Origin of the sequence: Roseimicrobium sp. ORNL1 (assembly GCF_011044495.1) — a bacterium.
Taxonomy (GTDB): domain Bacteria; phylum Verrucomicrobiota; class Verrucomicrobiia; order Verrucomicrobiales; family Verrucomicrobiaceae; genus Roseimicrobium.
In genome coordinates this window covers 3,703,676-3,716,412 of sequence record NZ_CP049143.1, presented here as the reverse complement: position 1 = coordinate 3,716,412, position 12,737 = coordinate 3,703,676, and the positions used below count along the sequence as shown (strand labels likewise).

At 56.8% G+C, this 12,737-nt stretch carries 15 protein-coding genes; 10 read left to right on the top strand and 5 right to left on the bottom strand.

Translation table 11 applies throughout. From position 1 onward, the window contains the following. Positions 1 to 39 precede the first annotated feature (39 nt). The 6 genes from G5S37_RS15045 (at position 40) to G5S37_RS15020 (ending at position 5,846) form a co-directional block, all read left to right on the top strand. Positions 40 to 276 carry a hypothetical protein gene (locus tag G5S37_RS15045; RefSeq protein ID WP_165205292.1) on the top strand — a complete coding sequence of 79 codons (237 nt, stop codon included), beginning with the start codon at positions 40 to 42 and terminating at the stop codon, positions 274 to 276. A 240-nt stretch (positions 277 to 516) separates the two neighbouring features. Beyond that, positions 517 to 2,016 carry a hypothetical protein gene (locus G5S37_RS15040; protein WP_165205291.1) on the top strand — a complete coding sequence of 500 codons (1,500 nt, stop codon included), beginning with the start codon at positions 517 to 519 and terminating at the stop codon, positions 2,014 to 2,016. A gap of 19 nt (positions 2,017 to 2,035) precedes the next feature. Continuing rightward, positions 2,036 to 2,425 carry a hypothetical protein gene (locus G5S37_RS15035; protein WP_165205290.1) on the top strand — a complete coding sequence of 130 codons (390 nt, stop codon included), beginning with the start codon at positions 2,036 to 2,038 and terminating at the stop codon, positions 2,423 to 2,425. Between the two features lie 2 nt (positions 2,426 to 2,427). Further along, positions 2,428 to 3,591 carry a zonular occludens toxin domain-containing protein gene (locus G5S37_RS15030; protein ID WP_165205289.1) on the top strand — a complete coding sequence of 388 codons (1,164 nt, stop codon included), beginning with the start codon at positions 2,428 to 2,430 and terminating at the stop codon, positions 3,589 to 3,591. Between the two features lie 47 nt (positions 3,592 to 3,638). Then, positions 3,639 to 5,048 (top strand): hypothetical protein, encoded by a 1,410-nt coding sequence (locus G5S37_RS15025; protein WP_165205288.1) that lies wholly within the window; start codon positions 3,639 to 3,641, stop codon positions 5,046 to 5,048. 312 nt (positions 5,049 to 5,360) lie between these two features. Further along, entirely contained in the window at positions 5,361 to 5,846 is a 486-nt protein-coding gene (locus G5S37_RS15020) for a hypothetical protein (RefSeq protein WP_165205287.1), read from the top strand. Between the two features lie 55 nt (positions 5,847 to 5,901). Here the strand turns inward: G5S37_RS15020 and G5S37_RS15015 are convergent, their stop codons facing one another. Further along, positions 5,902 to 6,135, bottom strand: a complete 234-nt coding sequence (locus G5S37_RS15015) for a hypothetical protein (protein ID WP_165205286.1) — start codon at positions 6,133 to 6,135, stop codon at positions 5,902 to 5,904. After that, the gene (locus G5S37_RS15010; RefSeq protein WP_165205285.1) at positions 6,132 to 6,356 is read right to left on the bottom strand and encodes a hypothetical protein; all 225 of its coding nucleotides are present in this window, start codon (positions 6,354 to 6,356) and stop codon (positions 6,132 to 6,134) included. Before G5S37_RS15010 ends, G5S37_RS15015 begins: the two co-directional genes overlap by 4 nt. Positions 6,357 to 6,986: 630 nt before the next feature. On the opposite strand from G5S37_RS15010, the gene G5S37_RS15005 reads away from it, so the two are divergent. The 3 genes from G5S37_RS15005 to G5S37_RS14990 all read left to right on the top strand — a co-directional run bounded on the left by G5S37_RS15005 (position 6,987) and on the right by G5S37_RS14990 (position 9,990). Further along, positions 6,987 to 7,334, top strand: coding sequence for a hypothetical protein (locus tag G5S37_RS15005; RefSeq protein ID WP_165205284.1), 348 nt, complete (start codon positions 6,987 to 6,989; stop codon positions 7,332 to 7,334). An 816-nt stretch (positions 7,335 to 8,150) separates the two neighbouring features. Next, entirely contained in the window at positions 8,151 to 8,864 is a 714-nt protein-coding gene (locus G5S37_RS14995; protein ID WP_165205282.1) for a hypothetical protein, read from the top strand. A gap of 766 nt (positions 8,865 to 9,630) precedes the next feature. Next, positions 9,631 to 9,990, top strand: coding sequence for a hypothetical protein (locus G5S37_RS14990; protein ID WP_165205281.1), 360 nt, complete (start codon positions 9,631 to 9,633; stop codon positions 9,988 to 9,990). Positions 9,991 to 10,101: 111 nt separating this feature from the next. Here the strand turns inward: G5S37_RS14990 and G5S37_RS14985 are convergent, their stop codons facing one another. From G5S37_RS14985 to G5S37_RS32700, 3 genes are all read right to left on the bottom strand, one after another. Beyond that, the gene (locus G5S37_RS14985) at positions 10,102 to 10,599 is read right to left on the bottom strand and encodes a hypothetical protein (protein ID WP_165205280.1); all 498 of its coding nucleotides are present in this window, start codon (positions 10,597 to 10,599) and stop codon (positions 10,102 to 10,104) included. An 800-nt stretch (positions 10,600 to 11,399) separates the two neighbouring features. Next, a complete protein-coding gene (locus G5S37_RS14980) occupies positions 11,400 to 11,891 on the bottom strand; it encodes an NUDIX domain-containing protein (RefSeq protein WP_165205279.1) in 492 nt (163 codons plus the stop codon). Positions 11,892 to 11,962: 71 nt separating this feature from the next. Then, positions 11,963 to 12,091, bottom strand: coding sequence for a hypothetical protein (locus tag G5S37_RS32700; RefSeq protein ID WP_276617047.1), 129 nt, complete (start codon positions 12,089 to 12,091; stop codon positions 11,963 to 11,965). A 7-nt stretch (positions 12,092 to 12,098) separates the two neighbouring features. Between G5S37_RS32700 and G5S37_RS14975 the strand changes: the two genes are divergently transcribed. Next, positions 12,099 to 12,695 carry a hypothetical protein gene (locus G5S37_RS14975; protein ID WP_206026463.1) on the top strand — a complete coding sequence of 199 codons (597 nt, stop codon included), beginning with the start codon at positions 12,099 to 12,101 and terminating at the stop codon, positions 12,693 to 12,695. Positions 12,696 to 12,737: the final 42 nt, after the last annotated feature.

Genomic DNA, 12,737 nt, shown 5'->3' with positions numbered 1-12,737 from the left:
GACGTGAAAAACAACAACAACAACGCAAATAAAAACAAGATGAAGAAGAAACTCGCCCAGTACGTCGCAGCTCCCGCTCGTCGCGCCCTCGTGGTCGCTGGCACCCTCGCCGTGGGTGTCGCCTCGGCCTCAGCCGGTGCCTATGATACCGCCATCAACAGCGCCATGAGCTCCATGAGCTCGGACGCGACCACGCTTTTCGCGGGCCTCGTGCCCATCGCTGGCGTGATTGCCGTCGGCTCCTTCGTGGTGCGTCGTCTCCAGCGCGGCGTGTAATAGCGGACGCGTCCGCGCACTGCTGGCCGATGGGGGGCCAGCTTCTTTTATGGTCGAAGTCAACATAACGGATGTATCGGCTGCCACGGTGGAAGGCGTGGCTGTGACCGGCCCGTGCCTTGTGTTTGGGGATTCGTGCAGCGTGGGCGCTGCTTCTTGGTCAGAGGGCTATATCATTGTATCAGCAGGCGCAGGGGTGAAGGCCCTCCCCTTCACGCGCATGCAGACGGAGGCAATCCCATGGGTGCTGTGTCTATCGTTCGTTCTTGGGCTCTTGTGGTCGCGCTTTGGTCTTGCGCGGTGAGCGTGCAGGGGCAGGTCAGCTTTTACAAGGTCAATCCGGTTCCGTCGTACACGCTCGGTGGTGCGCCGACCGGATATAACTATGTGGTACGAACACGCATGGTCGGAACCAACGTTCTCAGTGCGCCCACGAACATCGGCAGCGCACCGGGAAGCAATGGGCAGATGAAGACCATCACCACCCCCGCCTATACCGGCCCTTATGAGCTATTCGTGGGATACAATTTGACCAACGGTTCAAACTTCGTTCCTCTTCAGTCTTGGTTTTCAGTGCCAAATGGGGTTGGCGATTCTGTCGTGGTGGGGTGGCCGGGCGTCACGACACCAATACTGGACTACAGGGAGACGGGGCCTCGAAAGAAGCTTGGCACTGATAAGCCAGTTAACGAAGCTGGCATCGTCCAGGAGCCTCCACCAACGCAGAAAGAAGGAGAGCACAAGGTTGGCTTTACACTGACGAACCCGGGCACAGAGCCCAAGGATTTTTACATCCAACCCACCGACATGAACGGCAACCCGATTGACGACCTGCCGTTTCAGAAGGTCACACTCGCCCCCGGGGAAAGTCGCCAGTTTTCGTTTAGCCGTCCACCCTCGGGCTCAGGAGGAGGCGGCGGAGGAGGCAGCTCAGGCGGTCCGTTCAAGATTGACGTTATTGGCACCGACTGGAATGTGGACCCGGAGCTCGGCAACATAAAGTCTGAGTCTCACGTGGGGAGCTGGAGTTCTAAGCCAGTGATGATTCCCATCAACAACCCGCCGAGTTCCGCGAGTCAGAGCAACTCAAGCGGTGGCACCATAGCGAACCAGCCCGCAGCGAATCAGTCGCAAGTTTCCGGTGGTGACGGTCTGACCGGCTCCCAGGCGAACGCATTGAACCAAAATATCCTCAACGAGCTGCAACGGCTCGGTGCGATCGCAAACGCCAATGCATCAGTGGCACACAGTGACGCACAGCAAATCTTGGGAAAGTTGGGCTCGGGTACTGGTACCGGCGGCAACATGGAGGGGGTCGAAGATGGGCTAGATGGCGTGAAAGAGTCCGTCGATGCCGTGAACGATACACTCGATGGCTTGAAGGGCACAGCCATAGGCAACCCAACGCAAGCCGGGCCGGGACAAGCTGTCGCTTCAGGCATTGCCACCGCAGAAGGTGACATGTCCCTGCTCGAAGGCATCGATACCAGCTTGGAAGTAATGCAGACCCGCATTGCTACAGTGGCTGCTCAGCTCGGGTCCGTGGTCGATGCCTTCCCATCCGCCAGTGGCAGCCAGAGTCCAGATTTCACGATGCAGACCGCGTACTTCGGCAATGTGCATTTTCAGCTCACAGAGTACGCGGAAGTGTTTCAGCTCGTCCGTGGGGGCGTGCTGCTCGTGATGGTTGTTTACGCGTTTTTCACCTGTATCCGCCTGCTGAAATTCGCGTTCGTGTAATCCTATACTGTATCACACCATGTTAAAGATTCTTGGCATAGCTGACTTGTACGAATGGCTCAGGGGCGGCGTGGGCATCCTTCAGGTGCTTTCCGAAATCGCCCGCTGGTTCATGCGCAAGGTTGCGCCTTTCGCTGCGGTGGTAACCTTCTTTGCCACTCCTGTGGCAACGGTACTGCTGAACGATGATTTGTGGACCACGGTGCAGTCTGGCTTGGGGTCGATGACGGTTTACCTTAGCACCGCCTCGGCCTCCATGGGTCCCTGGCTGAGTCGCATCAACTACATGTTCCCGCTGTCTGAGGGGTTCGCCTTGGTCGCACTCGTCGCAGCGGTGGCCGTTCTGGCTGTAGTAATTCGCCTTACCAAGGCGGCAATCGAGTTTGTGCTTGAGGTCATCCCGTTTTAGCCATGGGCCTTTACCTTGTAACTGGTGTGATGGGTGGAGGCAAAACGATGTTTTGCGTGGAGACCATACATCAGGCCCTTGGTGAGGGGGCCGTGGTGCACACCAACATTCACTTGAACGATGACGAGCTTGCCCAAAAGGGTTGGACTGAGCAGTACGTGAGGCTCCCCGAGAATCCTGACGAGTGGCGGCCACTGTTGCGCAAAGGTGCGGAAGGTGCGGAGAATCTTCTTGTGGTCGATGAGGCCTCGCTCACGTTCCACGTACACGACCAGCAACGCAAACGCGATTCAAACAAGGATATCTTCGAGCTGCTGGTGTGGTCTCGGCGTGCAGGCCTCGATGTGTATTTTGCAAGCCAGTCGGCGCAGAATATTGACGCGCAGCTTCGCAGGATGACGGAAATTCGTTACCACTGCACGCAGGTGAAGATGATTCCTTTCATCGGTCCGTGGATGAAACATTTTGTCGGGGATTTCATGCGCACACGGTACGCGGGCGGCGACGGTAAAAATCGCATCGGGACCACTTACCACCGCTTCCGCAAAGAGATCGCTGAACTCTACAACACGCACGACCTGCACGGCAGGAACTTGGGGATTCAGGACGGCGGGCCTACGCGCAAGAAGAAGAAGAACAACGACGCGCGCACCTCCGCGATTCTGATGCTGTTTTTGCTGGCGTCGGTCCTCTTTGGTGCGTGGAGGTTCTACGGCTTGTTTTGGGGCCGTGACGAACAAACAGAAGTAGTGCAACCCAGTGAATTGATTCCTTCGGTCGCTGCGTCGAAGGATGCCGCCTCCCCTGCTCCGGAAATCATCGCGCCCCGGGTGTTCAAGGTAGCTGTCGCCGGTCGCGTACTCGAGTGGGCCGTGGATTCGTCAGATGACTTGCTTGTGGCGGCGCAGATGGATGAACCGTTGAGAATCTTCGTGCGCGGCGGCGGCTTGCTTCAGCTCGGCAAGCCCTATGAGGGCGACCTGGTCGAGAGCATCGTGACTGCCCATCAGCGTTACTACGTGCTTTGTGCCAGCGGTCGCAAGCTGGTAGCGAGAAAACCAACGCGAAAGGAACAAGAAGAATGGAGAGCTATTTCGTCTACACGGCGGGGCTGGTCTGCCTGGGGTTCGGCACCGGCGCAGGCCTCGGCCTCGGATTCCAGATGATCGTAAACATTTTTAATATCGCCTCGGGAGGGGGTGACGACTGACGTATGATTTTTGCTGTCCTAGTTGGGGTGGTCAGCTTGCAGTTTGAAGCTTCACCAGTGCAGGAGGTCGCGGATGCATACGAGGAATGCACCGGGCACCGCGTGATGGTGTATCCAGAGCTGGCGGAAAGGCGTGTGACCGTGAGGGCCATGAAGCCCATGAGCGCATCGGATGCGGCGACGTGGATTCGGGATGCTTTGGAGCTGGAGGGCGTCGAGGTCATCGAGGATCGAGGGCGCGTTACATTTCGTCGCAGGGTCGAGGCCCTCGATGCTGAACGATTCGTGTTCAGTGCTCTGCCCGTCGTGGAGTTCCTTTCCGCTATTGGGGCTGCAAACCAGAGTCAGGTCATCAGCTCTCAGGGTAGTTCCATGCAGGCCCGTTTGGAGTCAGAAATTGTCAGTCCCGGCCAAACTGCGTTCTCCCCTGAAATGCCTGTCCCTGCTCAGGGTGTGGGAAGTGCAGGTAGCATGCAAGCAGGCGGCATTCTAGGCGCGTTTGGGCTTCGTGTGGTGCCGGATTATGCCAGCAATGCAATCACGTGCTACGGCACAAAGGAGGGCCGGACAAAGCTGCTCCGCATGGCAAAGGAGATGGACCAGCCTCCCGCCATGGTGAAGCTCGATGTCTGCATTGCGGAGTACACGTTCAACGATTCGCAGAGTATCGGAGTGGACTGGTCGCAGGTTTTCACTCAGGCAACAGAATCCTTGCGGCTCGCTGGTACCATCCGCGGGGCTAGTTTGATTGACTTGGCGCAGGTTCGCAACGGCTCCCCTGCCCTTTTCGGTGGCGAGGGCCTTACGCTTTTCGGTCAGGTCAGTGAGGATTACACGGTCATCATTCAGGCGCTCGCCAAGCTGGAAAACTTCCGCATCCTACAGCGTCCAAAATTGCAGACGCTCAATCACAAGGAAGCAAACATCTACGTTGGCGAGCGGGTGCCGATCCCAGGTCGAACTACTACCGAAACCGCCACGGTGCGCACCACGGAGTACTTGCCCGTGCGTCTTGATGTGACTGTGACACCCCACCTTCTTGCGGGAGGTAAAATCCGTCTCGACTTCAAGCAGAGCAAGAATGACATCACAGGCTTTAGCGAGGTCGGCGGTGACAGCCTGCCCAATATCAGTGAGCAGGGGGTGGAGAACATTGTTGTCAGCGGGGACGGAGAAACCGTTTTTCTTGGTGGTCTGCGCACCCGAAGGGACACCAATACAACGACTGGCATTCCGGGGCTGATTAGGGTTCCAGGCCTTCGTGCAGTCTTTGGGAGCAGGAAAAAGGGCGTGGAGACCAAGGAAATTTTGCTGTTCGTCACGCCTCGCGTGGGCGCCAGCGAGGAATCGCGGCGGTCTCCCCTGCCGGCAGCTGCGGCCGGCAAAGACGTAAGCAACCTGTTTGGCAAATGAGCCCAGAGTACGTACAAGCGGAACGTAAGGCCGCGCTCTGGCTTGGCTGGTTTCACTGGAGCAAGCAGGCGGAGAAGTGGCGGGCTGTCGCAGAGGACCGCACGAGGGACATAGGGGCGCGTCAGGACGCACTGAGGTACCTAGAAAAGGCGTGGTGGGCCATGCGGCTTTGCAAGGCCCGTAATCGTTGGTGGCGTGAGGATGCAGAAGACCCGGACGCACCCCCACCGGAGGAAGCCACTTCAAACGAGGCGCGAGCCCATGAAAATTTTGTGCTGGAGCAAGAGGAACTTAAACAACATTAACAATTGTATGGCTAAAAAGGATTGGGTAATTCAGATGCATGGCAAGTACGTTGGCGACGTGGTCTTGCGCGAGCTGCGTCTTTGTGCCGCGCCCCGGCTGGGCCACTGGCTTCATATCCAGCTGGATGACGGTGCGGCGTTGTACGCAAGGCCGGTGGAGACGACAACCGCACGCACTGCGCAGGGCACTGCCCTTAGTAACAGGGCGTCTACGCGTGCAGCCCCTTGGGAGCGTGCCATTGAGGGCCTGCGTGTGGTCAGGGTGGAGAAATACGACCTGCGCCTCTGTGCCTCGCAACGGCTTTCGCCTTGGTGGATCGTGGTGCTTGAGGACGGCTCGGTGTACTACTCCCGCCCCGTCGAAATTACTACAGCGAGAACCGCAGACGGTGCCATTTTCACGGAAACCAAGCAGGCCCGGAGACAACGCGAGGTGTCCGGGCGTCCTGAGGTGAGCCTGCGTTATGCGCACGCCGCTGCGCTGGAAAACTGATAGAAAAAGAGCTTCCTGCAGGAGAAAAACACCGCGCCTGGCTCAAACAAAAGTACTACTTGAGCTGCACCTGCAGGACGTAGTCCGGGCTCATGGCAAGCTCTGCCTGTAGCCTAAGCAGGGACCGCTCTAGAGCGGCAAAGCGGGCTGCCTCGTGGCGTAGGTCCGCGTAGCGGGTGCTCCCCTGCCCTGTCAGAATGGCTGTAGTGCGTGCCATGATGCGCGCATCGTGGGCGGCCTGCACCATGCAGGCCACCTCCCCCGGGCTGACGTCAAGGGTCGCAATCACGCGGCCACTCCTTCCCATAGGCGCAGGAAGAACATTGCCACTCGTTCCTCAGATGCGGCCACGCGCTCCGCGTGCTTGTTGGCGGAGTTGGTCCAGTAGCGCAGGCTTTCAACCGTGATTGCTTTGCGACCGTTGCGGATGGCGCGGGAGAGTGCGTTGCGGTCGAACGCATGCATGTCCATGGAATCAAGAAGAAGGCGGATGATTTGGGTAGGCTTCATAGTTCGGGATGTGGTGTATCATGTTCCATGTGGAACAATCATTTTGTCTCAATGCACAACTGCATTGAAAACCAACGAAGTTGGTTTACCCGAAGGGCCGGAGCCGTAACCGAAGCTCCAAGGAGCGAAGCGACCGCGTTAGAAATCCCGGCGTGAGTCAAACGGAAAGGCCGGGGTAGATGGGGGCCTTTCTGTTTTACTCAAAAGCCGGGACGGCGATGCACCGCAGGTGCGTAGATAGGCGGAAAAGCTGCTGTGACTCCCCTACTCGCTCAACCTGCGCCGTACCCAGATGCACAAATTTGAAGCGCCGCCGGTTGCTGAGATGGAGATTCCGTGCCTTTTTAACCGATGCAAGGTGCGAACTACGATTCAGCAGAAACTCTCCAAAAAATTTACACCCTCCACAAGCGAGTCTCCGTGATCGCGCTTGGAATGCTTTTTGTTATCCTGCTCGTGCAGCTTTTTTGGGTCGTTCTTTTCGTAATTTTGAACCAGCAAGTGCACGAAGTTTTAGGCGGGCCTCCACCTTCAACTAGCGAACACGGATTCAAAACTCTCGACCAGCTGAACGACTCACGCCCGGTCATCCCTAAGAAATTTGATTAGTGGCAAAGTAAGAAAAACCGCTTGATTTCTTTGCATCCTTCGAAAAATTCGCTCGAGGGATGGAAAGGGCAGCGCGGGATGACAAGGCGGGAGAATGTGCGATTTTACATCGATGCCATAGCAAGAACTTTTGAGGAGTACTGCGATTCGCGGAGGTATCACGAAGCCCTTGCGCGGAGGAAAGAGCTGATGCTGTACGTCCGCCAACTTGAGGCCCATATCGAATATTTGGACAGCGAGATTCGCGACCAGTACAAGCGGCAAACCGGTCTGCGTGCGATTCGGGGATTGTGGAAAAAGCTTGGCACAAAGGTGGTCAACGAGGACGAATCCCCTGGCGGCGACGAGAGGGGCACGGATGCATCATGAGCACTCACCTGTTGCAATCAACGTTGGTGTATCATAGGGTAATGCATGCGGTTGCGCCGTTATGCATTCGATATTCGCATACATATGCAGAAGATAATTACGGAGTGCTGCATAATGAAAATTACAGAGGGAGTGGTTATAGAAATGTATCGCTGCACTGCATGTAATATGAAATAGAATGGTTGGAACAGACAGGCAGACGAAGAAAGTCACCCACCCACTCTAGATTACTATTATGTCTCAAGTTATTGAGTAGGTCCTTGCGAGGGCTCCTAGGTCGTGTCTGAGAACCTCAAATGAGTCTTAAATAACGTGGCTCAGAGGGCATTTGGTGGCAGCATAGGAACGACATGAAAGTTCGATTTCTCTGGTGGGAGCCGCTGAAAAAGCGGCTCACAAAAATGGTGGTGCCCAGGTAAATCAAGGCGGGCGGCCTCGCACCGACTTGGGCCTGTTATTGGACGCCCTGTTCTATCGCCTGCGCAACGCAGGGCCCTGGCGTGACCTTCCAGAGCGGTTCGGGCCGTACTCCACCATTCACGGCTGGCACAGCCGCTGGGCCAAGGAGGGCCTTTGGTTCAAAATCCTGGAGGTCTTCACGCGCCGAGTCCGCGGTCCGGTGCGCTTGGTGGATGGCACTCACATCCTGGTGCACCAATGTGCGGCCAATCCCGCTGGCGGTGCTGCCGCACAAGCCATGGGAAAGACGCGTGGTGGACGCAACACCAAGCTCATGGCTCTGACCGATGCCCGAGGTCGCTTGGTCAACACAGCTCTACGAGAGCATGGTTCAAAATTGAACGTAGCCTTTCCCTCATGCAGCCTCTTTCAGTTGAGCACTTCACCGAAATCATTCGTTCAATGATTGTCGCCTTGGACGGTTTCGATGTAGCTGCTGCTTTGCGCGACGATACGGTTCATGCATTGCAGCAGCTTCGGGAGGGTGATACTCAGTTCGCCAGGAGAAGCTTTGTCCGATGTTTCATGGCACAAGTCGAAGGAGTTACATTTGTATCGAAACAGGTGCTTAAGTATGTGTCGCATCTCAAGGGGTTTACCCTTAGCGCGGAGGAATTGATGTTCATTGATGAAACGACCCCGAAGGTCAAGGATTCAGGCGGCTTGGGAACTGAAAACGCAAAGATTTCAACCAAGACAAATATCCGTTTTCTTACTGAGCTGCAAAGAAAGTACCTTGGAATTGCGGCACCAAATTGGGCCTCTGACGAGGGATGGAGCAGGCTGTTAGAGACCATTATCGTTCGCGACAGAATCACTCATCCCAAAGACTCCGGGCGGTTGGAAGTAAGTGCTCTCGAGGTAAAGAATGCAATTACCGCCGTTCACTGGTTTGAACGGCTGTGTGAAAGGTCGAACGGAGAGATGGAGCGACTTTTGATTCTTTGGAGCAAGGGGGAGTGGAATAGATACTCGGCTGCGGAGAAAAATAGCTGTCGATCGGTTATGGAGCCGCTCCTGAAGCGTCATCCGGATTTGAGCCTTGACCCCTCCTTCCCTCCCAGTCAGTAATCGCCCAGTCACAGTAAACCAATTACCTCGGCCTCGGGACAAGAGCCGCACCGCCAGACCTCACAGACTTCATGCAGTGTTTACTTTTCCACTGTGTTACCTTTACTCCACAACACCACAACCTTCCACTAGTTCTCCTCCCGATCGGCCAGGGGGACTCGATTTGCCCCAGGGCTCGCGCGGGTTCGGTCAGCCAACGTCCCCATGCGACTGCGATAGCTCATACAGACACGGCTCACCGGCGCGGGAAATACGCACCTTTCGCTCCCGGACGAGTCTATCCCAGGCATCGGGGAATTCGTGGATGAGGTCCGGACGACTCGCGGACAATTTCTGGATCACGCTGAGTACGGAAAATTGGGCGCCTGCACTCCTGCAGGCTGTCATGATCCAATCTATCGCTTCGTCGGGAAAGTTCATCTCAGACAGGATCGATTAGCGTCCTATCAATAATTTGGTCTTTGGCTGCTCTGAGAACAAGAAGAAAGCGTCATCAGTTTCGGGCAATCGTGCCGCTACTAATACTTTCCTTACCCAGGCAGCTGCACGAAGCGGCCTGTTTTCGTGGGCTCGTGGGAACTCCATTTTCTCTTTTTCGAGCGGACATTTGAATGTTTGATGGTCGCCGAACGACAAACCTGCCCATACTCGGACTTGCCACCTGGCAGTCTCACCTCCCTGCCCTCCTCACGCACGGTGTGTGTGAACGAGAAAGTGACGCTGCCTGAGCACTTGAAAATTTCTCCAACGCTTCCCACGACACACCATGAAAGCGCTTCCGCTCTGTCTGCTCTACGTGGCCCTGACAGCGGCCATCCTTCCCCTCGCTGCTGAGACCCGGCATGCGGCCGAGGAGGCTGGCATCACGTCCATCAACAGTGACGTCGAGACGAAAGTCACGTTCGTCAATCGCACTGAGGAAACCATCAGGATCTACTGGTTGAGCTTTGAAGGAAAGCGGGTGCTCTACCATACCCTGAAGCCGGGCGAAGCGGCGGAGCAGGTGACCTTCCTCACCCACCCCTGGCTGGTCACCGATGACAATGACAACGCCTGGCAGCTCTACTATCCGGATGCCCAACCGCGCAAGATAGAGATCAAGGTCGAGCAACCGGGCGAGCAGTGATCGCCATCTGGAGCGCTATCCCTGCCATGTCTGGGAAGAATTAAGCACCTGCCGGGGAACAGCTCGACCTGGGGCGGAGACTGGCCGGCACAGGTATCAGGCATGGCCTTCCTATCTCTGGAGGAACTTGCCGAGGGATTGCCAGACGGCATCAACGTTGGGCCAGGAATCGTAAAAGAGGATATGCAGGTAGCCCCAGATGAAGGGACCACTGGCAATGAAGAGAGCAATGATGATGCGGGCTGTCCAGGTACGGATCGAGAATCCGTAATACAAGCTGACACAGATGGCCCCGATGATTGGGATGCCGCCAAACACATACGAAAGAAGCGAGTCCTTGGAGATGTGAATGAAGCAGATCCACCAAAAAGCCAGGGTGCCTCGGGCAGGATACAAATCACTTTCCCCGGCGCGCCGGATGGGATAGTCCAGCCCCAATTCCGTGATGCTGCATAGATAGAGCCACAATGGAAGCAGCGACAGGGCGAACAAGACTGCGACTATTCTGGCGGCGACCCTGAAGATTATATGGAGACCGATGGCCTCGCCGGTCTCGGCGTTCAGGTTCCCCGGGGCTTCCTGTGGGTGCGATTGCTCGTGAAGTGACATACAAAACTGCAAAAAAAATCAGCGCGAGGCGTGCCGACTCTCGCGGTGAAAAACGCCAGGGAAGGTGAGCCTGCCACGAGGATAAGCGGCCCAGTCGCATCCGCAAGCGTGGCTGCGACTGGTGCTGAAGAGGCTCTGTAAGCCACTGAGGTCTAGCTGCATAAAGACATACCGCCACACGAGGGAGTGACACTCCACGGCATGAGTGAGCTCACCATGAGAGCGAGCCGCAGGCTCCTGGAGAAACCTGACGTTCCCTCCTTAAGCCCCGGTTCATCCTACGGATGCATGCGCCAATGGCACAGCCAGATCACGTCCGACTTGCGATGGGTGTAGAATTTGATTAACTTGTCGGCTCTTCTTATTTCTGTGGCGTTTTTCCGTGCATTGTAAGTCCTTCACCAGGGATGAAGCGGAACGGCGCCATTGAGAGACGGAAGAACGTCAAATCCCCCCCACCCCCCCAATGCCATATCAACAACTTTTCAAGAGCACCGTCATTCTGGTGTGTACCACGAAGCCGTCGGAAAACGAGAAGGAGTCAAGCTCCCTCTCGGGCAATACACGACGCACCTCGCGAGCCTGGACCGTGAAATCCATAAGCCACGAAGATGGCAAACGGATGTGCGTGCTCAGCGAGGACTCTGACAAGAGCTAGAGCCAGAGCCAGACCCTGGCACAAACCGAGCCAGGACATTGCCTGGCAGGAAGCACAGCCACACGGCAGCCAGCTCGCGGAACGGCGAGCTGGATTGCGGTGCGGTCTCTCTGTGCTTTTGCACCCATCTTTGCGCGGGTTTCTATTCCTTCGCATCGCCGTTCATCATCCCCAACTGCCGGAGCAGCCGATCTACAAACGGCACCAGGCTCGTGTGCAGCTTGAGCCTTGCCTCCTCCGGTGAGAAATACTGGCCGCGATCGATCTCGGGAAACTCCTGCCTCTTTCCGGACTTCGGCGGCCATTCTATGGAGAAGAGATTGCTCTTGAGTTGACTGGGGTCCACCTCCCCTTCCACAGCCCAGGCGCGGATGAGTTTGCCGGACTTCATCTTCACTTCGCCCAGATCGACCTTTTCTCCCACCGGGCAGGCGAAGCCGGTTTCTTCAGAGAACTCCCGCACGGCGGTGGCGGCATCATCTTCATCGCCGTCTTCCACAAGTCCCTTGGGGATGGACCATGCGCCGGCGTCCTTCTTCGCCCAGAAAGGGCCACCGGGATGCACCAGCAGCAGCTCGATGGCATCCCTACCCTTTCGTCTGAAGACAAGCATTCCGGCGCTGCGTTGTGGCATGGGAGTGTGTGAAGGGGGGTGAAATAATGTACTCGTGCCTGGCCAATCGTGACAACGCTGTCTTCTGTCTGCTAGGCTGTCTGCATGCTGGCTTTCCTGGCTCCCATGCTTGCCGCGCCTCCACCGGGCATCCCATCCACGCCGGGCTTCACGCTGACATGCGTGGTGTGTACGGGGTTGGCTCTGGCGATCGTGGGCATCGTGTGTGTGCTTCTTCCCCGGTTGCATTTGGAAAGGCGGTATCACTGGCTTCGCTCGGCCCGGGCGATCGCCAGCTTCTCTGTATTGGTTGGCGCAGCGATCCTCCTTGTTTCGGCATCCCAGTTGCGTGCTCGTCCTGTCGATTTCGGGAGTTCCTTTGCGATGCGAACACTGGTCGAAGCCGCCATCCCTCTTGCCGTGGCCCTGGCGTCTTGGAGCATCACGGTCGTGACCATGCGACGCTGTGTGCGAGCGATGCATGCGCGCCCGGTTCCCCAACAAGCCGCGAACTTCTCCATCAGGATTGCAGGCCGGGGAGAAGGCCTGGTCTACGAGGATGAGGATGGAACCTTCATCTTCGAGATCCACTTGAGCAGCCGACCGATGAAGTTGCACGCATACGACTGTCGCGACGAATCTTTCAACCCCAGAATTCTGACGGACCCACAACGCTCCCGCATCATCCCGAGGATAGTCCTTCACATGGACCCCTGGCATCGCAAGGTAGAGGTCCTCACCGAAGCGCCTGATCGGCCGCTTCGCAACGTGGATGACATCATGCGCGAAAGGTTCAAGGCGCGAACCGGACGCAGCAGTGAGTAGATGTGAGATCAATGATGGCGTGGGCACCGGAATCTCGCGCTG